Here is a 26,449-nt window from a genome sequence, read left to right on the forward strand (position 1 = left end):
GTGGTCACTATCAGGTATTGAGCGTAAAACAGAACTTAATAAGGGCAGGTATTTTTACTATTCGTTAAGCCGCGACTTCATAGTCGTCACCGCTTAACGAATTAATTCAAGGTTATTTCTTCTGACTATTAATCGCATTAACAAAGGCTTCTTGTGCACCTTCTATATTTAATGCTTTAGCTTCTTCAAGAAGTGCTAGTGCTTTAGGGATGTCACCAACTTTTACTGCTTGCTTAATGGCCGTTTCATAAAAAAGAACAGATTCAGGTTGAGCGACAGAAATCGCCTTCGGAGAGACCTTCTTAACCGAGTTATTTAAGGATAAAGTTTTGAGCTTTATTTCCAACTCACCTAAATAGCCATGTTCATATTTGAGGTCTGTAACGATAGGTAATGGGTCGCCACTATTGATTGCTCTCACTTTCGCAGGATGTGGGATGGTGATTTTATGGCCAATCTGATCCTGAGGAGTATATATGATGAGATAAGGTGTTTTACTTGCGTCGAAGGTAATCGTCGCTTCATACCTATTTTGACTAAAAGCATCAGAATACTTTATCTTGAAATCGTCTAAATCATATTCGTCAACGACATTAAAGCGGTTGTCTAACGTGACTACTTTCGGTGCTAAAACCGACTTCTCTTTCATTTTGCTGCTTAACGTTATCTCCACCGTTCTAGATTTCTCAGCGAAAATAAATGAAGCAAAATGACTTTTACCTTCCGGAAAGCGCCACACCGGCGTTGAGTCGTCAATTTGAAATTCAATCTCTTCCGTTGTACTTAGTTGAGTCCATGAAAAATCAGAATAACTAGAGCAACACACCTCTGCATTGATAACTGTTAAATCAGTCTTATTCACTTCGTCTGAACTAGAGGCGCAACCAAAAAGTACACTACCAAATAAAAAAGCTAACACTGTTTTTTTCATACAAACTCCTAAAACTAATGTAGGCAGCCTTCTCAGGCCGCCTATTAATACTCAATTTATTCTAAATACCTTAGAACCAAATCTCAGCTTCGATACCAACACGAGTCTCGCTATCGTCGCCACCTTTAGACCATTCGTAACCGCTGTCGCTTGAAGACATGTATGTTACGTAAGGCTTAAGTTGTGGACGACCCCAGTAATCTGAATTCACAGTAAATACTGGCGCCAAAGTTGCTGAATAGAAGCTTGTATCTGCGTCTTCACGACCCCAGTTTTCCGCTTTACCGATACTTTCGACTGAATATGTTAACACGGCTTCCATACGGAAGTTTTCGTTAACTTTATATGATGGTGTTACACCTAAGAATAAACGAGACAATCCATCATCTGAACCCCAAACCGAATCTGTTTCTGAGTTAGATAGATCCCAGTAAGTGACTTCAGTACCTAGTTGTACGTTTTCAGAAATATTTACAACACCGTAAGAAGTGAAGAAAATCGACTCATCGTCTTTCTGCCAATTACCACTCCACTGACCAAAGTTAACACCGCGGTTAGCCGCCACACCTTGACCATAGGTTAAAGCAGTCGTCGTCCAACCATCCAAACCGTAGTAGTCACGAGAATAAGTAATTGCAGCGCCTACACCGTTTTCAGCCGTTGATGCTTCGTCTACGTTTGTACGACTCATTAGCTTAAGGTCAAAATCAAAACGACCCGCTAATGCTTCCACACCATAGTAGTAAAAATCAGCAGAAGTGACTGTTGTGCTAGCGCCATCTGCATCTAAATTACATTGCTTCGAGCTCGTTTCTGCACCATTAGGATTAGTACAGCTTCCTTCGCCTGGATCAGCAGACAAAATTGCAACACCAGCGTTGTTATACTCAAGACCCGTACCAACACCAGAGGATTGTTTCCAGAATTCTTTTGTGATAATACCCGCTTGGCGGTTTAGGTAACGCTGACCTGCCCACATGCTCAGACCTTCAGCAAAATAAGACAAATCGCCTAGTTCAACATAGGCTTCTTTAAACTCAAGTTGTCCAGATTCTAAATGACCTTCGTTACCCGATGACGACGTATAGAAACCGCGTCCATTACCACCTTCGTTATTACCGTATTCTGTTTTCAGAACATATTTAGACCAAGCACCGCTTTCGTAGTTATTACCTTTTGTCACAGTAAACTCTACTTGAGTAGGGTTACCAGAGAATGCGGCACCCGCAGCGCGGTAATCGCGACGATGGTGGTAAGTCTCTTCTAGAGCCAAAGACTGGCCTACGTTATACAGAAGATGACCATAACCATTTACTGTCCATCCTTCAGTTACTTTATCTTCTGCTAAAGCAGAACCTGCAAATAATACACTTGCCACTGCTGTAGCAATTACGCTTACTTTTTTCATCTCGTCAACTCCTGAACGAATAATTATGTTTCTTATACTTCCTAGATTTCCTTTGAAAGGCAGAACAAAAGAAACCATTAAAAAAGAATTTGTCTGGGAGTCGCCTCCCGTTTTGTTTCAACGATAGGCATAATAAGTAAGCGGACAACGGATGACTTCCTCCGCCCTACGCGAATTTTCGGGGGAGTAGAGAGGCGTAGAAAATTAGATTAGAGATGATTTTGTATACTGGATCACTAAATATGGGGGTAGGAGAGGCTGAATAGGAGCCAAACCACTGTACAAAGTGTTAATGTCATCATGTTTCAATATATATCTGCGATTACCCATTAGGCAGAAAAAAAATAAAATAAATTACTATTGAGACATAGAATTAATTTACTATGGATACATATGATGTGTTGACTATTGTTCGACATCCCTTTTTACTTGAAGTTCGCAACAAGCCAACAATTTATAAAAAAAGAATAAATAATGACAGACACACGCTCACGGCCTCACCCTTTAGGGGCTACATTAGACGGCAATGGATGTAATTTTTCTATCCATGCGCCCAATTGCCCAGACATATCTTTGGCCATATTTGCTAACGATGATGAATATGAATTATTTCCGCTCGTCAATGAGTATGCCGGCATACGACATATCTACATTCCGAATGTAAAAGCAGGTCAAAAATACGGCTATGCAATTACCACACACGATGGAGAAAGCCTTCTTTTATCAGACCCTTACGCGAAGGCATTAGAGAAACCATTACACTACGCTACACCTTATTCAAACCAAAAAAGTTGGGGGATGAGTAAATGTGTGGTGATTGATCCTGCATTTGATTGGCAAGGTACTGAGCCACCTAGAATACCAAGGGAAGAAACCGTATTGTTTGAGACTCACGTCAAAGGTGTGTCAAAACTAAATCAAGGTCTAATAGAATCCGAACAGGGAAGATATTTAGGCTTGGCAAGCAGTACCATGCTCGATTTTTACAAAAAACAGAATATCACTACACTTCAGCTCCTTCCTGTGGCTGCATGTATGCATGAAGAACACCTTCTAAAAATGGGAAAAGTGAACTATTGGGGTTACAACCCCTATCTGTTTATGGTTCCTGACCCAAGATATGCAGACAGTGATGCGGTTGTAGAGCTAAAAACCGCTATTCGTGAGTTACACCGTCATGGTATTGAGGTGATTCTCGACGTCGTATACAACCACACGGCTGAAGGAGGAGAAGGTGGGGTGATCTTTAATCTTAAAGCGCTCGACCCTCGCAACTATATAAAACATGGCCCCCACTACGCCAATTACACTGGCTGCGGCAACACTACTGACTTAATGCATCAACCGATGCTTAATTTAGTAATGGACTCCATGCGATATTGGGTGGAAGAGTTTCATGTCGATGGATTTCGCTTTGACCTTGCGGCAACGTTGGGCAGAAATGGCGATAGCTTTAACTATCATTCCCCATTTTTCAAATCGGTAGCGCAAGATCCAGTACTAAGAGAAGTGAAACTTATTGCAGAGCCTTGGGATATCGGGCCAAACGGCTACCAAGTGGGTGGGTTTCCAGATGGTTGGAATGAGTGTAACGATAAATTCCGCGATATTACCCGTAGTTTCTGGCGTGGTGATGATGGGTATCTAAAAGAATTTGCCACCAGAATCATGGGTTCAAGAGATCTATATAGTGCAAGTCGTTGGCCTCAAAAGTTAACCATCAACTACATCACCTACCATGACGGATTTACGCTACAAGATCTTGTCTCATATCGCCACAAGCACAACGATGCAAATGGTGAACATAACCATGATGGACACGGTGATAACCGTTCTGATAATTATGGTATTGAGGGCGATACCGACAACATGATGATAAAGGCCGTTCGCGAGAAGCAAAAGCGTAACTTTATCGCCAGTCTGCTATTTGCGTTCGGTATACCTCATATTATGACCGCAGATGTTCAATCTCACTCACAGAATGGTAACAACAACGCTTATTGCCAAGATAGTCCGTTGAGTTGGATTAATTGGCGGTCATGTAATCGTATCGATCTGTTTAAGGCTTGGATCAGCGATATGTTAGCAGCACGCCAACAATATATGGTTCCCTTCATCAGGGCATTTAGTGGTGAACAACGGAATCAAAACAGAGTTGGCTGGCGTCGAGCTGATGGCGAACATATGGAACATGACGATTGGAACACGCAGAATTCCGTCGCTCTGCACCTTGGGATCGAGCAAGAAGGTGACGAGCTGATCTATCTGATCAACCAAGCCACCGCTCCAGCTCGTTTCAAGCTACCAAACAACTACAATCAACGCTGGGTGACGATTTGTGATACCAGTATGGATAAAGTAGTCAATCGTCACGCAGAGGGTGATGTATTAATGGCACCGATGTCGTTAGCGATACTCCATTCAACCGCAAAGTAAAATGACATCGCTCATCAATTAAAAACACCTGCAAACGCAGGTGTTTTCTGTTTTAATCAGCGTTAAATTTAGTGCACAGTAGTATATCCCTACCTCGAGCTCAATTTATTTACCTTCTTGGTAAAAACACTTCACCCAACATGCACCGAACACTGCCACCACCTATATTTTCGATGGTTGACACATCAAAAGGTAGTAGTTTGCCATGGGTCGATAGTTGGTTTCTCTGTGCAGAGGTAAAAGCGTCAAATGCTGATTGAGACATGGCAATCACTTTATCGCCATTGGCATTTTCTAGTTGAAGAATATTGCCACAAAAGTGATTCATCTGGTCAAGCGAGATAGAGATCACTTGCTTATCTTTCGCTAGAGACTTAATTACAAAGCGACGTTCAAATTCAGGGATAAGCTCATCACAAATGACACAAAATGACTCCCCTACCGCCATCATCACATTCGTGTGATAGATCGGCTGACCGGAAGGCAATGCGGTTTGGAATGAAATAACGCGTTCATACCCTACCTTTTGAGCGTATTCTTCTAATACTTCTCTATCACAACGGTGAGACAACGCCGCGTAGATGGTACGATTAATGTGGTCCATCACCATCACACCAGTACTTTCTAAATAAGCATTGTGCTCAATAAACGAAGCCAATGATGAATGAGAGCCTACCCTTCGACCTGAATCAACAAGTGCTTTAGCTAAGGCCTCTGGGCGGACCTCCAACTGACGATTTGTGCACGCCATAGGGAAAACAAACAACTCACCTGTCGACGTGGTACTAAACCAATTGTTTGGGAACACCGCATCAGGCGTCTCTCTTTCCGCGACAGGGTAGTCAAATTCAACAACCTGTACACCTTCTGCACGCAAGCCAACTACCATCGAATTAAATTCCGCCATTGCGTTTTCACGAACCTGCTGTGCACTCAATTCGACCCGGTGTTGAAATTCATTATCTTCTGCTGTTTCTGCGTTATAGCAAAACTCTTTCGGCGGCACCATCACCACACAATTCGCATTTTGAAGTGAACGGACACCTTGCAAATACTGCATTGATTGAGTTGAGTTCATTCATAAATATCCATTTTAGATTCATTACATCGATTGTAAACAGAAGGTTAAATGTCATTTAACTGAATTTGACACCATTTACACGAACAAACTAAGCGATTTCGCTGCCATAGAGAGCAAATTCGGTAACTAACATAAGCAAACCTTGTTAATACAGTGTTACACCTAAGCATATCTATTCACTCACAGTGTTATAAATGCCTCTTCTTGTTCTGAGTTATCCATAGGTAAGCATAATTATTACGCAAATATGCACATTCAACATGAAATGGAAAATAATGTCCTTTTTTTTAAGTTTGGGGTAGTGTGTGTTGATAAAATAACCCATCTATTATTCAACGAATTCTTCTCGTTATTGAAGAAAAAACAACAACAAGATGGGAAGAGGATGACCGAATGTATAAGTTTTTTGAAGGGCTAACAAAAGCCTTCCCAGAAGAAGAACCACAACAACCACCAACCGGTGTTTTTGCTTTTTGTCGGCACTATACTCGTGGTTTCGAAAAACCGCTGCTATTAATGGCGTCACTCAGTACCATTGTTGCCATTATTGAAGTTTCACTTTTTGGATTTATGGGTGAACTCGTCGATTTGCTCTCGACCAGTAACCCAGACACCTTTCTTGAAGAGAATAGCAGCACACTTTGGGCAGTTGGTTTAGTGTTACTGGTTGTGATGCCAATACTCGTTACCATCTACTCACTGACGATCCATCAGAGCCTGCTTGGAAACTATCCAATGTCTATTCGTTGGATGGCGCACCGATACTTATTAAAACAAAGCCTCTCATTTTATCAAGACGATTTTGCAGGACGTGTCGCCACAAAAGTGATGCAAACTTCCCTTGCGGTGCGAGAAACCGTGATGAAAACCGCGGATGTTTTTGTCTATGTTATCGTTTATTTTACCTCTATTGTGGTCATGTTGGCTCAAGCCGATTGGCGATTAATGTTACCTATGTTGGTTTGGTTAGCCGCCTATATTTGCATTCAGTTTTACTTTGTTCCAAAACTCAAATCCGTCGCTTCCGAACAGGCCGATGCCCGTTCTACCATGACGGGTAGAATTGTGGACAGTTATACCAATATTGCAACGATCAAACTATTTTCTCACAGTAAACGAGAAACCAAATACGCAGAAGAGGGCATGGACGGTTTCTTGGATACGGTCTATCGACAAATGCGCTTAGTGACAGGCTTCAATATCTGTGTAGAGATTGCCAACTATTTCTTAGTATTTTCGATCGCCGCGATTTCTATTTTTCTTTGGATGGAAAACGCGATCACCATTGGCGCAATTGCCATCGCGATCAGTTTGGCCTTACGGATAAACGGCATGTCGATGTGGATAATGTGGGAAGTCGGTGCGTTATTTGAAAACATGGGCACCGTGGTAGACGGCATTTCCACGCTTTCAAAACCCATTGATATAGAAGACAACAAAGATGCAAAACCTCTTGAAGTTGATAAGGGTGGCATTCAATTTGATAACGTAAGCTTCCATTACGGTGAAAAAGATAAAGGGGTTATCAACCACCTGAATCTGAATATAAAGCCGGGCGAAAAAGTTGGATTAGTTGGTCGCTCTGGCGCAGGGAAATCAACACTAGTTAACCTTTTGTTACGCTTCCATGATGTGGAAGGTGGACAAATAAAGATCGATGGTCAAGTCATATCAGAGGTTACCCAAGACTCTTTACGTGCCAATATTGGCATGGTAACCCAAGACACCTCATTGCTGCACCGCTCTATCAGAGAAAATATACTCTATGGCAAACCGGATGCGAGCGAAGAAGCGATGCTAAAAGCCACCATTCAAGCGCAGGCTCATGAGTTTATCGACACCCTAACGGATCCGCATGGAAACAGCGGGTACGATGCTCAAGTTGGTGAGCGAGGTGTTAAGCTATCTGGTGGTCAACGCCAGCGAGTAGCGATTTCGCGAGTCCTTCTAAAAGATGCACCATTGCTTATTTTGGATGAAGCCACTTCAGCACTAGACTCAGAAGTAGAAGCGGCAATACAAGAAAGCCTGATCGAACTAATGCAAGGTAAAACCGTCATTGCCATAGCACACCGCCTTTCTACCATCGCAGCAATGGATAGGCTAATCGTATTAGATAAAGGACAAATCGTTGAACAAGGTTCGCACCAAGAGCTGATTCAAGGCAATGGTATTTATGCTCAGCTTTGGGCGCATCAAACCGGCGGTTTTATTGGTAAGGAAGAAAACCCCGATAAGCCCGAATAAATATCACAGTGAATGGCGACCTAAACAGTCGCCTTTTTAACAAGGTATCAAGACTCTATGATTAAATTACTTCACATCTATTCTTTTACTCTCTAAAATCTCGCTCAATCATTACTTGAACAACAGATTCTTGAGCAAAATATGAATAAAAGTTTTATCACTAACCTTATTGCATTAGGTTTACTCGCTGCTGGCTACCAATCGGATAATCAAATTCTACTGTATGCTGGGCTTTTTGCCTTCTCTGGTGCGATCACCAACTTGCTAGCCGTACACATGCTATTTGAAAAAGTACCAGGGTTATATGGCTCTGGCGTCATACCTGCACGATTTGAAGAATTCAAAATTGCGATAAAGAGTTTGATGATGGAACAATTCTTTACGACTGAGAACATCGACCGTTTTCTCACTCAAGAAATTATTGGCGGCAAAAAACTCGATTTGGCACCCGTCATTAACCACATCGATTTCGAACCGACCTTTGAATCGCTCGTTGACGTTATTGCCAATTCTTCATTCGGAGGCATGCTTACCATGGTTGGTGGTACCGAAGCACTATTACCGCTGAAGCAACCATTTGTTGAAAAAATGCAGCAATCAGTGATAGAAATCAGTCAAAGCGAAGAGGTTAAACAGGCACTTAAAGACCAATTCGAACAGCCACAAATGATGGATGAGATTCAAGCGAATATCGAAAACATCATTGATCAGCGCTTAAACGAGCTCACTCCAAAACTGGTTAAGAAGATGGTACAAGATATGATAAAACAGCACCTAGGTTGGCTTGTAGTCTGGGGCGGTGTATTTGGTGGAATAATTGGTATTATCTCTTCTTTTATAGCCTAATAATCCTGCCTATATTGAAGAAAAAACAGTCATCGCAAAAACAAATTAAAGCCCCGGTAACAACAACCTTTACCGGGGCTTTTAGTCAAAACGAGCAAAAATAGAAATTAAATTAATACCTTCAGTCATTGATCTTTCAATGACTGTTTTCACTATCAGGTACTTTGATTACGTCCAAACAAGTAAATGATGGCAATGCTTCTGCACCGCAAAACTCATACCCTCGTTGGAGCGCATCATTTTCATTCTGGGTTATTGCTCTTTAGCGCTGTATTCATTCTCTGTTGTAACCTATCACCTGTTGTTTTCCATGCATTCACATTGTCATACAGGTTTTTTTCCCAAGCCATAATATGTTCAAACTGAGCAAATGGCGCGTGACTACGAGACATCTGACTCAATGCCACCGCTAAATCAAAATCAGCTAATGTCACATGATCACCGACAACAAACGCCCTACCCTCTAAGTGATTGTTTAATATGTTACCGTGACGTTTCAACAAATTATCCGCCTCGATTAAACGTGAGTCATTCGCTTGATTCCCCATTAATGGAGCAACGACATTTTCTTCAAAGTAAATGGGAGCCGCCTGACGAAAATGTTCTGCCGCCCAAAACATCCATTTAAGAACCTGCATACGTGAGTTATTTGGTAGCAGCTCTGAATCACCATATTGCTCACACAGATACAACATGATGGCGGCCGCCTCTGATAAGATAATTTCACCTTGAACAGGGTCGTCGACCACAATAACTGGAACCATACCGGTAGGATTGATCTTCAGAAACTCCGGTTGTTGTCCCCCACCAGCAAGCAGATCAACAAAGATTTCTTCGACATCGATATTAAGATGGTTTATGACGGCACTTACTCTTCGACAACTACCAGAACCCGGATCTGCATAAAATTTTATAGACATAGTTTAATCCTTTTGATGATTTAAAAACTGACAATAACTTTGCCAAATTGGTCATTAGACTCAAGAAGGGTAAAAGCTGAGATTATCTGCTAAGTCATTCTATAGAGTTGCATAATTGCATCATAGTACGTAATCTTGCGATTAGTAGATGCATAAATGCACCCACTGTAATCCAGCTAATCACTTAAAAATAAATACTTTGAGATAAGGAACGGGTGTACATGAATTGGGACGACATGAAAGTATTCTTGGCGATTGCGAATATGGGAAGCTTGAAGAAAGCGGCATCACGAATGCAAATTCATCACACCTCAGTGGCAAGGCGCATAAAAAAATTTGAAGATGACTTAGGGATGAAACTATTTGATCGCCGATCCGCTGGCTATTCGTTAACTCAAGCGGGTGAATCGCTATATCGCTCCGCACAGCTGATCAATCAGGAATTTAATACGATAGAAACAGAATTAGCAGGCAAGGATATTCGACTAGAAGGTGATATCTGCTTAACCATCCCCCATGGATTTGCATTACATTTATTAATGCCCGATATACACACGTTTATAGAACTCTACCCAAACGTTAATCTTAAAATTCACATGGCCTATACCATGAGCGATCTTGCAAACCGTGAAGCAGATGTGGCGGTAAGATTCGTTAACAACCCAGCAGATTCACTTTCGGGTAGGCGAGTCGCAAAAGTTCATTGGGCCGCGTATGCTAGCGACCACTACCTTGCTATGCACGACTTAGTAAACGAACCTGAAACCTGCCATTGGCTTGGCTGGGGGAGTGCTGACCGTCACCTCAGTTGGGCTTGGAAAGCAAACTATCCTGATATTCCCGTTAAAGGGGATCTATATTCAGATGTGCTTCAACTTGAAGCGATTAGACAAAACATGGGCATTGCATCATTGCCTTGTTTCATTGGTGATAACACTGAAGGGATTCGTCGTATATCCAACGTAGACCCAGTGGCTAGAGATTGGATATGGATATTAGCCCACAAAGATATGGCAGCCAACGCGAGGGTGAGAGTCTTAATTGATTTTCTCTGCAAGTCATTAAAAAAACATATAGCAAGTATAGAAGGAACATCCTATATGTTGCCCTAACTCTATAAGATGAAGCTCTCGTTTAGTGCCGCGATAAACGCCTTCAGAACGGGACTAATCCATTTATCTTTGTGCGTAATCAATTGCAATTGAATACGCTTATCAAACCCTTGTCGCACATCAAGCTGTCTTAACTTCCCCGACATAATATCCGCTTCGACCGAAATTTTGGGCAAGAAGGAAATACCCATATTGTTCTTTACACACTCTTTTATAGCCTCTGCATTATCAAACCACATAACAGGATCCAACTTGTGGCCTAGCTTCGAAAACTCATGGGTGATAACAGCACGGTAACCACAGGTAGGTTCCGTGAGAATAAAATTCTCATCTTTCAGATCGCTTAGCTCTAATAATCGACGATTGGCCAGAGGGTGATTGTTATGGCAGACAAAGACTAACTCTTCTTCTCGTAATGCCGTCATATTGAATTCAGGGTCGCTAAAATTTTCTTCCATAACCATGACAAGATCGATGTTACCCACTTTTAGCTCTGTTAATGCGCGGGCGCTACCGAAGTGGGCTCGAAGCTTAAAGTTAACTTGGGGGTGTTGATCTCGAAACTGAGCCAACACCTGTGGTAGGTGGTAAACACAGATAGTATTTGGCGCGTAAATATTGAGTTCACCGCAAATTTTCGTGGTGCTTTTTAACGATTCAATAAACTCCTCTTCGATAGCCATAAAACGGTTAGCGTATTGGAGCACACTTTTTCCAGCGTCAGTCAGCACCACTTTTTTACCCAAACGATCAAACAGCGTTAAACGCAGTTCGTTCTCCAGTGTACGGATTTGTGCGGATACAGTGGACTGGGCAAAATTTAACTCTACCGCGGTTTTAGAAAAACTCAGGTTACGGGCGATAGAGCGAAAAGTTCTTAGTTGTTTAGTGTCCATGTGCTCCTACTATCGACAATTTCGATTAATGATATCGAATATATTCGTTTTACACGATATTAAGATTCTAATATATTTTATGCAAGTACACAAAATGAATTGCAGAGGCAATAATGATTGAAGCAGTTAACGAAGTATCGGTAATGGAAGTGAAAGCATTCACTTTTAAAGGCGTTGGTGGTAACCCAGCTGGCGTGGTACTCAACGCAGATCAATACAGTCAAGAGCAGAAACAAGAAATCGCGAGGCTCGCTGAGTATGCTGAAACCGCTTTTGTTTCCCATTCACAAATCGCCGATCGTAAACTGGAGTTTTTCACTCCCAATAGACAGATTGCCCATTGTGGCCACGCGACCGTCGCGACCTTTTCTTATCTGTCGCAAAGTAACGAACTGAACAAGCGGTATGCAACTAAAGAAACCATCGACGGAACAAGAGATATTATCCTGCAAGATGGGATGGCATTTATGGAACAAAAACCTCAATTTTATACCGAGCTAGACGATGACGAGGTTTTGGCTGTCATGACATCCCTGTCCTTAAACCTTGATGACTTGAAAACAGGGTATCGCCCTATGGTGTCCAACACAGGGAATTCTTTTATTGTCATTCCGCTTAAGAACAATCTCATATTGCAAGCAATCAACACTAACTTAGATGCTATAAATAGGATTAGTGAGAAGTTTAACCTCGTCGGTTTTTATGCCTTCACCACTGATGCCGTGGAACCTGATCACGATATCTCTGCGCGCATGTTTGCGCCACTTTACGCCATTCCTGAAGAGTCGGCTACTGGCATGGCTGCAGGCAGTTTAGCCGCCTATCTATTTGACCATATGAATTTCAAAGTACCGCAAATAGTGATCGAACAAGGTTATTTCATGACGCCCGCGTCAAAAAGTGAAATCATTGTCAATTTGATCGTTGAGGAAGAGAAACTTACCCAAATAATGGCAGGAGGCCGTGCGAATGTTGGCAAAGTAAAGAAAGTAAAACTGTTATTTTAAGCGGGTACATGCTCAATGCTAACGAAAATTTTCTACGGATGAATAGAGTGACGTTTATGCGAATGTCCTTATTCTTTGAACAGTTCCCTCTATTTACAGTGTAAAGCTTTCTACAAATTTGAGCACCATAAGTGACGGTGCTCAAATTATTCTCTACTTACAAAAAGTACATTTTCTGCTACAACTTAAATTTATTAATCAGTTGGTTAAGCTGTAAAGTCATCTGTACCAATTCCTTATTAGCAACAGATAATTGTTCCATTCCCGTTGCCGATTCCACACAAACTTGATTGATGTCAGCCATATGATGGCCAATTTCATTACTTGTTTGGCTCTGTTGCTCCGTCGCCACCGAGATTTGATTATTCATGTCAGTGACAACGTCAACGGACTGGGTAATATGCATTAACGCATCGTGGGCTAATGTTGCTTGATGTACGGTACTATTCGCCTGTTTTTCATTATTCGCCATAACCTTAGTCGCGCTTTGCGCGTCAATCTGAATACTGTCAGTAATGGTTGATATTTCTTTCGTTGCATCCTGAGTTCTCATTGCAAGCGTTCTGACTTCATCCGCCACAACAGCAAACCCGCGGCCAGACTCACCAGCTCGAGCGGCTTCGATGGCAGCATTAAGTGCGAGTAGATTGGTTTGAGCTGCAATTTCTTGAATAACCGTCAATACGCCTCCAATATCGTTACTATGAGTAACCAGTTTTTTGATGATATTCGTTGTACCGCCAACATCCTTCGCTAATTCAGTTACATTGTTGATACTGAGATCAGACGCCTCACATCCTTGAGAAACGTCATGACGAGCTTGCACAGCTGCTGCTTCCGCCTGCGTTGAGTTAAGCGTTATATCCTGTACAGTGACATTCATTTCTTCAATGGAAGCTGAAATCTGACTTATATCTTGTTGTTGTTTGTATACACCGGCTTGAGCTTGATCCATCACAACCGACATTTCTTCCGAGGTAGAGGCAAGTTGCTCAGTAGATTTTGCAACCGTACTTACCGTATGATGAATTTTACTAACAAATACATTAAAAGCTCGTCCTAGTTCTGCAATTTCATCGTTCCCGTTTGTATCAAGTTTTACTCGTAGGTCCCCTTCCCCCTCAGCAATATCATTCATGGTCAGAATTACAATTTTTAGGCGGCTGGAGATCTTAATGGCGATAAAGATCACTAACAAAGCAATAACCAGAGTTATTCCTAAACTCAGCGAAATAAGAATCAATTTTGTTTCCTTTTGAACCGCTGCAATCTTACCTTTTAATACTTCGACTTCTTCTGATAGTAGTGACTCACTCTGCTTAACTGCGCGGCGTAACGCTCCTATAATGCCTTCGTTTTCAGTCAATCCTTTTTGTTTTGATAGCGAAACAAATAGATTAAAGGCGTCTCTATAAACTTTTAAACTAGAAGTGAGTTCGATGTTTTCACTGTTAGTTGAATCTACATCGGCCGCCATCTTAGTCAACTGATGATTAAATTGAGTTGCATAGTTTTCATCAAGACGCAGCATAAAGTCCTTTTCATAACCGCGTAATAAAAGCAGTTGTATCTCTAAAGACTTGTTATTTTTCTCCTGCGTAATACTTTGGATAGTATGTGCAGCTTCTCTTAAAGAACCATACGCCCCGTCTTTTTCATTTAGACCTATTTCTTGTTGGATACTCACCAACTTATGAAACTCGTTGTCGTATTTATCAAATGTGGAGGTCAACGAGGACAAATTAGAATTCGGAATGTCAGCCTCTACTAGCATTTGTTCCAATAGGTCTATTTTAGTATGAAGAATTTCTAGATTATTTTGGAATTTGTCACGATAACTAAGATCTTTTCGTGACATAAAATCTTTTTCATTTTTTCGCAACATCAACATATTCACTTCAATATTGACGACTTGTTTAGAGGTTTCGATGGCACCTTCAATCTTTTGTACTAAGTGTTGGGTGCTGAATATTAGAATCGCCATCCCAACAACCAACAGCCCTACTATTGAGCAAAGCATTTTCTTAATTGACACTGTGTAATCCTACTATAAATAGACATTTTTGACGTATAGCTAGCTAGCCACACCTAGCTATATCCCTGATTTTATTGTGGATAATATATCGAATAGTCGTTCATATGAAAGGAAATTATGGGAGTTTTCGAATACTCCGAAAGCAATCGATTGCTTTTTTGGTGTGGTAATTACATTAGCAAAACTAAAGTTGTTATTGATAGAAAGTTAAATCTACTTACAAAGCTGTACAAACAAAAAAAGAGAACTATCTATATGACAATTCTCTTTTTATTCCCTTAGAGGATCCATTTACAGTGTAAAGTGAATTCCATCAAGAAAAACACCCTATTGTCATTTTCGGAGTTAGCCAATGTACGTTCGTACCAAAGCAATCATCATCTCAGCACTGTTACTTCCATTTTCAGCCCTTGCCGGGGAAGCCAACATTATAGATGTGCAGGTGAGTAAAACGAGCAAGGATACCTATAGATTTGATGTTACGGTTCGAGCACATGACTTTATCCACCAGTACGGAGGTAAAACCATCACTGTCGATCTTCCATAAAAACGATATTGCTTGTTTAATACTATTCCGAAGTGATCATATCAGCATTGACGCCGAAACTATCTTTGTGGTCACCTATGACAACTTCACTACGAGTTTGTATAACACCGGGTAAAGTACCTAGCTTCTGAGACATGAAAACTTGATACGTTTTCATGTTCTTAACTCGAATCTTAATCATTGCATCAAAATCGCCTGATAGTGAATAACACTCTTCTATTTCAGGCATCAAATTGACCGCTTTGGCAAACCTATCAAATATAGAAAAACTTGATTGGTCTAAACGTATATGTATAAAGACCTGCACGTCTAAACCAAGTTTTTCTGCACTAATTTCTGCGTGATAGCCTTTAATAAAACCTTCTTTTTCAAGGCGTTTAACTCTATCGGAACATGGTGAGGTTGTTAAATGGACTTGTTTCGCCAATTCGACCATTGAGAGGCGACCTTTTTTATGCAAGATACGCAATATTTCGCGATCGGTTCTATCTAAGTTTTGAGCCATATCCTTGCTCAACCTTCTTCATCCAAGAATTCATCCATTCAATATAAAGATTTTCCTTAGAAACAAAAGAAAAAAATCCAGATAACTCGTTATCTGGATTTTCTTATCTATTCTGTAATATCTAAACATCGAATCTTATGATATCAATTCAGGCTCACCTGAGTTGTTGTATTCATTTTGGTTCCGCTCATATCACTTTCTAGTTTTATGTGTTGGCAATTGCACTCCCTGCAAAACAGTTGTGCTTTCATATCACAGTAATGATTGCCACGGAATATCTGTCCGATAGAATTGAAAAACTGCCCAATAGATGAATCAGGAACGATCTCGTTTCTGCACATTATTGATTTATGGGCGGTTGTTCTTTTACATGCGGAACAGTACAAATCTGGCATGGTCGATTCCTAAAATCTAAACTTATGAATGAGTTATAAAAAGCGAATCAATAGTAAACCTAAAAAGTCCAGATTTATTAGATTAATGTAAAAACTTTAAAATTATTTTCAATATGTAAGAATTTGATCACAAAAAAAGGGCAGACTACTCTGCCCTTCTACTTCTCATTTTTACGATGTTTGAGCTAGATCAAATTTACTCAAGTTCATCTAACAATCTTTTATACTTGTTGTGTTGCTCTATCACCACTTGTTCTGGCTCACTAGATGCCAAACTTCCAACAACTATCGCGATCGTTGAGAATATAATACCTGGTACAATTTCGTACACATCAAACCAACCGCCAGATAACTGTTTCCAAACAACAATCGTAATGCCACCCACAACAATACCCGCTAGAGCACCATTTCTATTCATCCGAGACCAATACAAGCTAAGCACGATTGCCGGGCCAAATGCAGCGCCGAATCCAGCCCAAGCATAAGAAACAAGGCCTAAAACAGAACTGTCAGGGTTTGCAGCTAACACCAGTGCGAAGATGGAGATAAAAATCACACCAATACGCCCGACTTTAACCACTTCTTCTGAGGTGGCATCTGGTTTGAATACTTGCTTGTAAAAATCCTCCGCCAGTGCAGATGACGAAACCAGAAGTTGGGAATCAGCCGTACTCATTATGGCAGCAAGGATGGCCGCTAGTAAGATACCCGCGATGACAGGATGGAAAATAGCATTCACTAACACCATGAATATTTTTTCACCATCAGCCAGTTCACCCATTGGTGAATTGGTGACGTAAATTAAACCCACTAAACCGACAAGTAATGCACCCGCCATGGAGATACCCGTCCACACCACAGCGATGCGACGCGCGACGGTAAGATCCCGATTTGTGCGCGTAGCTTTAAAGCGTGCCAAAATATGGGGTTGACCAAAATAACCAAGTCCCCACGCGACCAATGAAATAATAGCGACAGCCGTTAAAGGCTCACCCTTGGAATCATTCCAAAGTGTGAGTAGTTCAGGGTTAATTGTGGCTAGATCTGCAGTTAGCTGCCCGAAACCGCCTTGCATTGCCGCAATCGGCACAATGAGTAACGCTGCCGACATCAATAAACCTTGCACCAAATCAGTCCAAGACACCGCAAGGAACCCACCAAATAAGGTGTAAGAAACCACACAAATCGCACCAATTACTACTGCATAGCTATAATCAAGGCCAAAAACAGTCTCAAACAATTTACCACCTGCAACTAAACCAGAACTGGTATAGAAAAGGAAAAACAACAAAATAAAGAATGCAGAGATACTTTGAATGAGCTTAGATTTATCACCGAAACGACGAGCTAAAAACTCAGGTATCGTCAATGACTCCGTTGTAACGCTATAGGTTCTTAGGCGTTTCGCGCAAATGTACCAGTTTGCCCATGTGCCTATAAGCAACCCTCCGGCCAACCAAAATGCTTCAATACCTGCAGCATACGCGTATCCCGGCAGACCTAATAAGAGCCAACCACTCATATCGGATGCCCCTGCAGATAACGCCGCGGGCCAAGGACCTAACGAACGACCACCAAGAAAGTAGTCGCTAGAATTCGATGTACGTTGATATGCATAGTATCCTATCGCCAACATCATGATTAAATATGCAGCAAATGTTGCTGTAATAGCAAAGCTATTTTCTATCATTAAAATATCCTCTATCTTAAAAATCTTCCATGCCCCTCCATCATTAGAGGGGATAAAAAAGGAACGGGGGATTACCGGGTCTCGCTACCTAATTCAAGTAACGTGGCATTACCACCAACCGCGGTAATATTGATAGTACGAGTACGTTCTGTAATAAAACGAAGTACCAATTTAGGATCTTGCGACTGTGGAAGCCCATCTAGATCCGTTTCCGATACCAGCGCAGTAATCGCGCCAGTACGTAAAGCAAGCAACTTATTCATCTCTAATTCCGCTTGTGTATTACCTACAAAAGCAAAACTTTTAATATCTTTATCCATCAGCGCTTTATAGCTGTTGAAAGGAAGACATTGAACAATATTACTAAGCAAACTTTCTGATACAGATACTGTTGCTAACAGCTGCGTCAGTGTTTCGTCATCGCAACAAACGATAACGCTGTTTCCAGCAGCCAACATAGAAACAAGAAAGGCAATTGCAGCACAATGGGCACTGTCGTGAGTAGAGTCGATCGCTAATATAGCGACCCCTCTTCCTGCTACATATAGCTCATTCGTTTCGCCTGTTGGCCCAACTAGTTGATAAGCCGTCGACGTCACCTTTTGACTTTGATTTAATTGAAATCTACCCGCGGCAATAACACCACTGGGTAAACTGTTCACAAATTTACCAAGCAACTCAGAACGATAGTCTATATCCGTTAGGTTCCACTCTTCCCAAGCCGTGAAAGAGTAATCAAAGCTCTTTTGTATCTCGCCCATTATGCCACTCCTCTTTCTGTTTTCGCCTGAGTAAATCGGTAGAGATAATGTGGTCCACCGGCCTTAGGTCCAGTGCCAGATAGCCCTTGACCACCAAACGGTTGAACACCTACAACCGCACCGACCTGATCTCGATTGATATAGCAGTTACCAACGCGTACATTTTTCTCTATCCAACGATAAGTCGTTTCATTTCGACTATGGATACCCAGTGTCAAACCGTATCCAGTTTGGTTAATCTCACTCACAATCTGCTGTATTTCGTGGGCTTTAAATCGAATGATGTGCAGTACTGGGCCAAAATGTTCTTTCTTCAACGCTCCTATACTATCGATCTCAAACGCACACGGCGGTACGAAATCACCTGAATCACACTCACTAGAAAGGCTGAGTTCTTTGACCAATTTCTGGGTTTGTTTCATATTACCGATATGCTCTAACAGCTTCTCTTTCGAAACGGTATCGATGACTGGGCCTACATCCGTTTTGTGCCGATAAGGCAACCCAACGTATAGTTCATCCATCGCGCCCTGAATAAGTTCTATAATCCTATCGGCGATATCTTCTTGCACATAAAGGACACGCAAAGCCGAGCAACGCTGCCCTGCAGAGGCAAATGCTGAGCGTATAACATCTCTCACCACTTGTTCCGGCAATGCCGTACTGTCAACAATCATCGCATTTTGACCACCCGTCTCGGCTATAAATGGAACTGGAGCGGCGTCTCTTATCGCGAGTGATTGATTGATGCGCATTGCTGTTTCCGTAGAACCAGTAAAAGCCACACCTGCAATAGATGGGTGACTCGTCAGTGCTGCGCCTATATCGGCTCCTCGACCAAGCAGTAATTGCACCACACCATTTGGGAAACCGGCGAGTTTAATCAATTCAAACGCTTTCGCTGCAATCAAACACGTCTGTTCAGCTGGTTTAGCTATCACTGTATTTCCGGCCATTAACGCGGCCGTAATCTGCCCCAAAAATATGGCTAATGGGAAGTTCCAAGGGCTGATGCAGACATAAACACCACGACCACCGCGGGTAATGGTCTGTATTGAACCATCGAACCCGGTAACGGTTTCCGGTTCAAATACGTGATGCTGTTTTGCATAAAAACGACAAAAGTCTACTGCTTCACGAACCTCATCTATACTGTCATGAATTGTCTTGCCAGCTTCGTGATGACATAGAGCGACGAGTTCCGCGAGGTTCTTTTCTAACAAATCGGCTAAGTTTTCTAGATATTGTCCACGTTGGCTAGTTGAGACTTCTTGCCACATGTCGAAAGCATGCTCTGATGCTGCAATCGCTTTGGAAACATGATCAAGGGTGGCAAATTGAACGTTCCCCACTAATTTGCTTCGATCATAAGGTGTTGTCACCTGAACATTGTTGATCTCGTCCTTGATCATGCTTTCGTATATTGAATGTCCATCAATGACCGAACCTGCGGTCCAATTCTTGTCATAGTAAGCGCTCACTTTACTCTCAAACGGTATCAATTGGCTTTCAATATCAACATTCACCCCTGACGAATTTTGACGCCCCGGAAATATTTCTAACGGTAACGGAATTTTATTGTTATGTAGTGTGGAACAACCCAACAACATATCTACAGGATGCTCAGTCAAAGAATCGACAGGGCATCGGGCATCAACGAGTCTATGTACAAAAGAGCTATTCGCTCCATTTTCCAATAAGCGCCGCACTAAATAAGGAAGCAAATCTTTATGGTTACCAACTGGTGCATAAATACGAACATTCGATTTATACGTGTCGATAACATGGTGGTATAGAGATTCTCCCATCCCATGTAATCGTTGAAATTCATAGTCAGTATGCTTCGCCATCACCGCAATCGAGGTAACAGTTTGGGCATTGTGGCTAGCAAACTGAGGGAAAATATTTCCATGAGCATGTTCACTCAATAAGAAACGCGCACATGCAAGATAAGAAACATCTGTCGCCTCTTTTCGTGTGTACACCGCGTAGTCTTTATAGCCAGACTGTTGAGCCCACTTTATTTCACTATCCCAGTAAGCACCTTTAACCAAACGCACTGGAATAACATCGCCTTGATCTTTGGCCAATTTATTAAGCCACATCAAAACAGGCAATGCGCGCTTAGCATAAGACTGAATCACAAGACCGAACTTGCCCCACCCTTTTATTTCAGTACTTTGGTATAGCTTTTTAAACAGGTGTAACGAAAGTTCAAGCCTATCCATCTCTTCGGCATCAATAGTAATAGCAACACCCAACGCTCTTGCCTTCACCGCAAGCTTAAGAATCGAGGCATAGAGTTCACTCATCACACGATTTTCATTCGCGACTTCGTATCTTGGGTGTAACGCGGAAAGTTTAATAGAGATTGACGCGGTGGTTAGGTCAGCACTAGGGCTACTATTTCCAATAGCTTGAATCGCACTTAGGTACTCATTGAAATATTTTTGTGCATCCCGAGTTGTTACCGCGGCTTCACCGAGCATATCAAAAGAGAAATCATAGCCTTTGTCTCGATTCTCTCTACCGTTCTTCTGCGCTTCTTTGATCGTTCGACCCAATACGAACTGATGCCCCATGATCTTCATCGCTTGGTGCATCGCTTGTCGAATAACAGGCTCAGACATCTTATTGACGAGCCTAGAAACCGCAGTTGCTGGGCTTTTGGTCTCTGATTGCGACAAACCAACAACCTTACCCGTTAACATAAGTCCCCATGTTGAAGCGTTAACAAATACAGAATCTGAGTTCTGTAGGTGGGACTTCCAATCTGCAACCGTCAATTTGTCTTTTATTAATGCATCTGCGGTTGCGCTATCAGGAATACGCATCAATGCTTCTGCAAGACACATCAACAAAATACCCTCTTGAGTATCTAAACTGTACTCAAGCAATAGAGCATCAACCATTTGAATTGATTTTTTGTCTGCTCTAATAGATTTGATCAAATCTGTTGTTTGCTGCTGAATTTGCTTTTTTTCATCTTCCGAAGGCGTTGCCATTGGAAGTAGCTCTGTTAACCATCTAGATTCATCCACCATATAAAGTGGAGAGATAAGTGACCAGATTTCGTCAATAGGCTTATCAACGAGGCCTGTCGTCAGCACATCAGTTGCTCTAAACATCCACATTCCTCAATCTCAACATCAGAAAAATCTCTAACGTTTCTTTAGATAGCCGCAGTGTATTTTGCTGAGGAAGGCAGTAGTTGTCAAAAACTCCTGTTTATTTGTCTAAAACTTCGGTTGTTAACAAAATTTGAACAAATCTCACCTTAACTTTTAATTTATTCGATACAAATCATTTATTATGGATACGCTTTTTATACTGGGAGGGCGAAAAACCGTGAAGACGAGTAAATACGTGGGTAAAGGTACTTTGACCAGAAAAACCAGCCAAGTCAGCAATATGACTCAATGAATACTTACCTTGTTCAATAAGCTCTTTAGCAAAATCAATCCGTTTGTTAAGTACATATTGGTGTGGAGTAATCCCTGTTTGCGATTTGAACAGCGTGTGAAACTGACTCTCACCCAGAAAGACGCTGCCTGCAAGCTGTGTTACCGAGATTTTTCTTCGAAGATGATGAGTGATGTATCTATCGACAACATCGATATCTAACCTTGCGTCTCTATTACTCGTTTGAAAGGTCGACGAATGTCTTTGCAATAACGCCAAAACCGTATCGTTACATGCACGGCTCAACAATAAATCTTGTGGATGCTCTTCCATCTCCATAACCAACATCTTAATTAACTGACGAATTTGATTGTCCAGCTGAAAATAAACATCCGACTGAGAAAGATGGTTTAGTCGTTGTAGTAGAACAGGGCTGTCATCGGCTAAAGTCGGTAGATTTAGAACCAAGATATCAGAATTATTATTCACACCACCAAAAGCATGATCCGTCGTTGCAGTAACAACTACCCCCTGCCCCGGTTTTACTAAGTTACCAATACCGTTAACATTAAATTCGGCCTGCCCCTTTAACCCAATAACAACCTGAGAATAATCATGATCATGGCTATTCATATAATTGGGTAGCGTCACTAATTCAGCAGGTTTAGGCGCAAACTCAGATGCTGACATTATCAACGCCTTACGTTTCTCGTCAGATATCGCCACGGTAAAGGCACCTTAAAATCGTCAATCGTATTACAGTATAGTCCTGCATTCTAATCATGAATGAAATAAGGAGTCAAAAGCGTTACGGTTGTTCAACATTCGGAACGATGATCAAGTGCACATAATTTACGGCTAATGTTTGCTCTAATCTTAAGATGGATATTTTGTGATGGTCAACTCGTAATATATTCTCTACAGCTCAAAAATTATCATAAAGCTTTAAAGAATATCATTAATAATGCTATGCTTATTGACTGTTATTGAAGAGCTCAGAGAAGTGAAAGCTGAGTAGCAAATTTAATTATTAATCTAGCTCATTTTGCCTTAATCTAAAATGTTATGCAGGGACTTATGATCACACGCCGTATCCCAGCGCTTTTTCTTGCGCTAATTCCCTTTTGGTCGCCAGTATCCTTCGCAACAGAAGAAACACAACAAGTGGATCCTGTCATTGCGATAGATGGAAAAATTGACCAAAAGAAGGCCGACATCGATGCTGTAAATCAAGAATTTGATTCCGAATCGGCAAATCTCAAACGCTTACAACAAGAAAGTGCGTCTCTAAAGCGAGATGCATCGGATAGAGAAGCGAAGAGAAATCGCTCTAAAGTTGCACTTGATAAGCAATATTCGAGACTTCTTGATGATCCCGATACTGATTTGACCTCTTTCCAAAAAGAGTATCAAGAATCTTGGGCAGCGCTAAAAGAAACCCAGGCAAGTCAACTGGCTAACCGTCAAGAGATAACGGAAAGTGAAGTGAAGCTTTCTCAGGTTAAACAGAAAAAAGCCCGCTTTAATAATGAATATGAGAACTTACAAGAATCTCATATTGAGGCTCGTGTAAAACGTATCAATGCGGAGCTTCGAGAAAGCAATGTGTTAGAAACAAGCTACACAACAACCTGTTCTACCACAATGACACTTGGCGAATGTGCTAATCAGGGTAAGTATCTGACGAAGCAAAAAGCCGTTAAAGCCTTCAAATCTAAACTATTGGTAGGATTAACAGAAACAACGCTTGCTAAGCAGAACCTTGATGGTGTTCAATTGAACATCCACGTTCAAGAGAGCCAATTGATTAAAAGTGGCTTTGCTGGTAGCAATTCTTACAGCACACAGATGCAAGCTCAGTTGCAGGCGAAACCAGAAGCCGTCGCAGCATGTAAATTGTTGAACGTTGAATCGAGATATTGCTTAAAAGGCCAAGCATCAACGAAAACGGACAATAAAAACAAGCAATGGGCAAATGTGACGGTTCGTTCAGATCAATACAATGATTCCGTGACCATCAATGGTGTTAAGTACGGAAGTACGCCTGTCGAGATCGTATTACCAGCAGGTCGTCACCAAGTCACTGTATCAAAAGAAGGCTACGAAACTTACAATCGTGTCATTACGATAAACGGCAGCGACACCGTTTGGGTAAAACTACTCAACAGCAAAGAAAGCTAAGTTAGTTACATTACCGCTATTTTATCGGTGATGTTAACGCTGTGATTACCTGCCGGAATTCACAAAGCTGATTATTAAGCGCCATTTTGTCCAATATCATGCAATGATATGTTCTGACAAAGTGGCGTTTTCGTATAGAATGGATAAATTACCCGATTAATCATTAAAGTAATTACGATCATGCGACAAGGTTTACCTGCATTACTACTAGCATTGTCTCTGTGCTTTATTCCTTTTGCGGTGCTAGCAACGGATACCGTTGCTACCGTAACAGTTCAGCAAGCAGATGATACGCTACAGTCCAAAAAAACAGAAATGGACGCTTCTGCCAAACAAGTAGCAGAGCAAAAAACGGCTATCAAAAAAGCTCAAGATGAACAAAGCCGACTTGAAAGGCAATCTGTTCAACTGAGCAAAAAGCTTGAGCAGACAAAAAAGGCGCTCGATCGAGATTACAGTCGAGTCACCAATGAGCCTGATATCGACTTGAGACCAAGCCAAGGTGCTTATCAGAGCGCATGGGCAGATGTCAAAACGAATCAACAGGTTCGTCTCGAATCCGAACAAAAATTGCAAGAGCTATACGCCGACCTGTCGCTTTTTGAAATCGATCAAAAAAGGCTGAATGCCGATTTGAATAAGCTCGCGGACCAAAAAGTAAGGGCACGAATTGAGCGCTTGCGAAAAGAGCTTACACAACAAGACGAGCTAAAAACCAGTTTCACTAATGTCTGTCAAGAAAACATGACCATTGCACAATGTGCAGACCAAACTAAAAATCTCGCCTTGCAGAAAGCAGTCGGAAAATATCAAAATCAACTCATTGCCAATACGACCGAGCAAAAACTGATCAAGCAACATTTAACCAATGTGTCGCTAAACATCCATGTTGTCGGACAGAAAACATCTAAAGATGGTTTTGCTGATGACAGTCGCTACCAAACCATCTTAGACGTCACCATGGAAGCACGTCCTGCTAAGAACATTCCGTGTAAATTGTTGGATGTAGAGTCTCGCTACTGCTTTGATGAGAGCGCAAAACCAAACAACGAACAGAAAAAAGAGGTTCAGTGGGTAACACTCACCATTCGTTCAAACCAGTACGAAGATAAAGTCGCGGTGGATAGTGTTCGGTATGGTAGTACACCTCTCGACATCATGTTACCTGTAGGTAGCCATATGGTGACGATTGAAAAAGAAGGATACCGATCTTTCCATCAAGAGCTGAATATATTGAGCGACCATACGTTAAGAGCTGTATTGCGAGAAAAAGAAAATGTTCCTCATTCAGGCCGAAAGTTTGCCGACGCATTACAAAATAAATCCAAAGCGCCAGAGATGGTTGTTATTGGTTCAGGCCAATACCTCATCGGTGAAAACAGTGCGAAACAAGTAAACGTCAACAAAGCTTACGCTATGTCCGCAACACCAATAACGGTTGGCGAATTTGAAACCTTTGTTAACTTCACAGGTTATCAAACCGACGCAGAACTTAAGAAAATTTGCACAACGGTAGAAGAGTCTCAAATTGTACCAATTACAGATAGCTACTGGCGTAACCCAGGGTTTAAGCAGAAAGCAAACTCTCCTGCAGTATGTATCAGCCAGACAGATGCGGTTTCCTATACTAAGTGGCTATCAAAACAAACTGGATTTAAATATCGACTTCCGAGCGAAACCGAATGGGAAATTGCAGCACTTGCTGGCAGTCAGTCACCCTATTGGTGGGGGAATTCATTTGGAGCGGGTCAGGCAAACACAGGATGGGGTGGTACCAAGTGGTCTAATACAAGCACGTCACCCGTTAAAACCTTTGCTCCTAATGGCTTCGGGCTCTATGACGTCGTTGGCAATGTTTGGGAGTGGACGAATGATTCAAGAGGTGTCACTAAGGGTGGCTCTTGGAGTTTCTCTCCAAACCAAGCCACGAGCCACAGCCAACTCTTTATTGCACCTAATACAGCATCAAATTACGTTGGTTTCCGGATACTGCGCCAGCTTTAAAGAGACTCACTCTTAATAAGGGTAGATAACTTCAGATAATCTCCC

Annotated in this window: 19 protein-coding genes; 8 read left to right on the forward strand and 11 right to left on the reverse strand. The window is 41.7% G+C overall.

Annotated features, from left to right (window positions below; all coding sequences use genetic code 11):
* Positions 1-112 precede the first annotated feature (112 nt).
* A complete protein-coding gene (locus IUZ65_RS19990; protein WP_195705780.1) occupies positions 113-931 on the reverse strand; it encodes a MalM family protein in 819 nt (272 codons plus the stop codon).
* Between the two features lie 70 nt (positions 932-1,001).
* Complete coding sequence (locus IUZ65_RS19995) at positions 1,002-2,339, reverse strand: carbohydrate porin (RefSeq protein WP_195705781.1); 1,338 nt, start codon at positions 2,337-2,339, stop codon at positions 1,002-1,004.
* Between the two features lie 474 nt (positions 2,340-2,813).
* Between IUZ65_RS19995 and glgX the strand changes: the two genes are divergently transcribed.
* The gene (glgX, locus tag IUZ65_RS20000) at positions 2,814-4,775 is read left to right on the forward strand and encodes a glycogen debranching protein GlgX (RefSeq protein WP_195705782.1); all 1,962 of its coding nucleotides are present in this window, start codon (positions 2,814-2,816) and stop codon (positions 4,773-4,775) included.
* 109 nt (positions 4,776-4,884) lie between these two features.
* Here glgX and IUZ65_RS20005 read toward each other — a convergent pair whose 3' ends face one another.
* Positions 4,885-5,853, reverse strand: coding sequence for an arginine deiminase-related protein (locus IUZ65_RS20005; protein WP_195705783.1), 969 nt, complete (start codon positions 5,851-5,853; stop codon positions 4,885-4,887).
* A gap of 396 nt (positions 5,854-6,249) precedes the next feature.
* On the opposite strand from IUZ65_RS20005, the gene IUZ65_RS20010 reads away from it, so the two are divergent.
* Positions 6,250-8,103 carry an ABC transporter ATP-binding protein gene (locus IUZ65_RS20010; RefSeq protein ID WP_195705784.1) on the forward strand — a complete coding sequence of 618 codons (1,854 nt, stop codon included), beginning with the start codon at positions 6,250-6,252 and terminating at the stop codon, positions 8,101-8,103.
* Positions 8,104-8,244: 141 nt separating this feature from the next.
* Positions 8,245-8,949, forward strand: a complete 705-nt coding sequence (locus tag IUZ65_RS20015; protein ID WP_195705785.1) for a DUF445 domain-containing protein — start codon at positions 8,245-8,247, stop codon at positions 8,947-8,949.
* A gap of 242 nt (positions 8,950-9,191) precedes the next feature.
* On the opposite strand, the gene IUZ65_RS20020 is transcribed toward IUZ65_RS20015, so the two are convergent.
* The gene (locus tag IUZ65_RS20020; protein ID WP_195705786.1) at positions 9,192-9,869 is read right to left on the reverse strand and encodes a glutathione S-transferase family protein; all 678 of its coding nucleotides are present in this window, start codon (positions 9,867-9,869) and stop codon (positions 9,192-9,194) included.
* A gap of 221 nt (positions 9,870-10,090) precedes the next feature.
* Between IUZ65_RS20020 and IUZ65_RS20025 the strand changes: the two genes are divergently transcribed.
* A complete protein-coding gene (locus tag IUZ65_RS20025) occupies positions 10,091-10,981 on the forward strand; it encodes a LysR family transcriptional regulator (protein WP_195705787.1) in 891 nt (296 codons plus the stop codon).
* Between the two features lie 2 nt (positions 10,982-10,983).
* On the opposite strand, the gene IUZ65_RS20030 is transcribed toward IUZ65_RS20025, so the two are convergent.
* The gene (locus IUZ65_RS20030) at positions 10,984-11,877 is read right to left on the reverse strand and encodes a LysR family transcriptional regulator (RefSeq protein ID WP_195705788.1); all 894 of its coding nucleotides are present in this window, start codon (positions 11,875-11,877) and stop codon (positions 10,984-10,986) included.
* Positions 11,878-11,990: 113 nt separating this feature from the next.
* On the opposite strand from IUZ65_RS20030, the gene IUZ65_RS20035 reads away from it, so the two are divergent.
* Complete coding sequence (locus IUZ65_RS20035) at positions 11,991-12,884, forward strand: PhzF family phenazine biosynthesis protein (RefSeq protein WP_229638256.1); 894 nt, start codon at positions 11,991-11,993, stop codon at positions 12,882-12,884.
* Between the two features lie 178 nt (positions 12,885-13,062).
* Here IUZ65_RS20035 and IUZ65_RS20040 read toward each other — a convergent pair whose 3' ends face one another.
* Positions 13,063-14,919, reverse strand: a complete 1,857-nt coding sequence (locus IUZ65_RS20040; RefSeq protein ID WP_195705789.1) for a methyl-accepting chemotaxis protein — start codon at positions 14,917-14,919, stop codon at positions 13,063-13,065.
* Positions 14,920-15,271: 352 nt separating this feature from the next.
* Between IUZ65_RS20040 and IUZ65_RS20045 the strand changes: the two genes are divergently transcribed.
* Positions 15,272-15,466: a hypothetical protein gene (locus IUZ65_RS20045; protein WP_195705790.1), complete on the forward strand. Its 195-nt coding sequence runs from the start codon at positions 15,272-15,274 to the stop codon at positions 15,464-15,466.
* Positions 15,467-15,488: 22 nt separating this feature from the next.
* On the opposite strand, the gene IUZ65_RS20050 is transcribed toward IUZ65_RS20045, so the two are convergent.
* The 5 genes from IUZ65_RS20050 to IUZ65_RS20070 all read right to left on the reverse strand — a co-directional run bounded on the left by IUZ65_RS20050 (position 15,489) and on the right by IUZ65_RS20070 (position 22,939).
* Entirely contained in the window at positions 15,489-15,971 is a 483-nt protein-coding gene (locus IUZ65_RS20050) for an Lrp/AsnC family transcriptional regulator (protein ID WP_195705791.1), read from the reverse strand.
* A gap of 591 nt (positions 15,972-16,562) precedes the next feature.
* Entirely contained in the window at positions 16,563-18,056 is a 1,494-nt protein-coding gene (gene putP, locus IUZ65_RS20055) for a sodium/proline symporter PutP (RefSeq protein WP_195705792.1), read from the reverse strand.
* 71 nt (positions 18,057-18,127) lie between these two features.
* Positions 18,128-18,817 (reverse strand): 1-pyrroline-5-carboxylate dehydrogenase, encoded by a 690-nt coding sequence (locus tag IUZ65_RS20060; protein WP_195705793.1) that lies wholly within the window; start codon positions 18,815-18,817, stop codon positions 18,128-18,130.
* Positions 18,817-21,945, reverse strand: coding sequence for a bifunctional proline dehydrogenase/L-glutamate gamma-semialdehyde dehydrogenase PutA (gene putA / locus IUZ65_RS20065; RefSeq protein WP_195705794.1), 3,129 nt, complete (start codon positions 21,943-21,945; stop codon positions 18,817-18,819). Before putA ends, IUZ65_RS20060 begins: the two co-directional genes overlap by 1 nt.
* A 175-nt stretch (positions 21,946-22,120) precedes the next feature.
* Positions 22,121-22,939, reverse strand: a complete 819-nt coding sequence (locus IUZ65_RS20070; protein ID WP_443083758.1) for a helix-turn-helix domain-containing protein — start codon at positions 22,937-22,939, stop codon at positions 22,121-22,123.
* Positions 22,940-23,296: 357 nt separating this feature from the next.
* On the opposite strand from IUZ65_RS20070, the gene IUZ65_RS20075 reads away from it, so the two are divergent.
* Positions 23,297-24,400 (forward strand): PEGA domain-containing protein, encoded by a 1,104-nt coding sequence (locus IUZ65_RS20075; protein ID WP_195705795.1) that lies wholly within the window; start codon positions 23,297-23,299, stop codon positions 24,398-24,400.
* A gap of 180 nt (positions 24,401-24,580) precedes the next feature.
* Positions 24,581-26,404: an SUMF1/EgtB/PvdO family nonheme iron enzyme gene (locus IUZ65_RS20080; protein WP_195705796.1), complete on the forward strand. Its 1,824-nt coding sequence runs from the start codon at positions 24,581-24,583 to the stop codon at positions 26,402-26,404.
* The last annotated feature ends 45 nt before the right edge of the window (positions 26,405-26,449 follow it).

It is taken from the genome of Vibrio sp. VB16 (genome assembly GCF_015594925.2).
Taxonomy (GTDB): domain Bacteria; phylum Pseudomonadota; class Gammaproteobacteria; order Enterobacterales; family Vibrionaceae; genus Vibrio.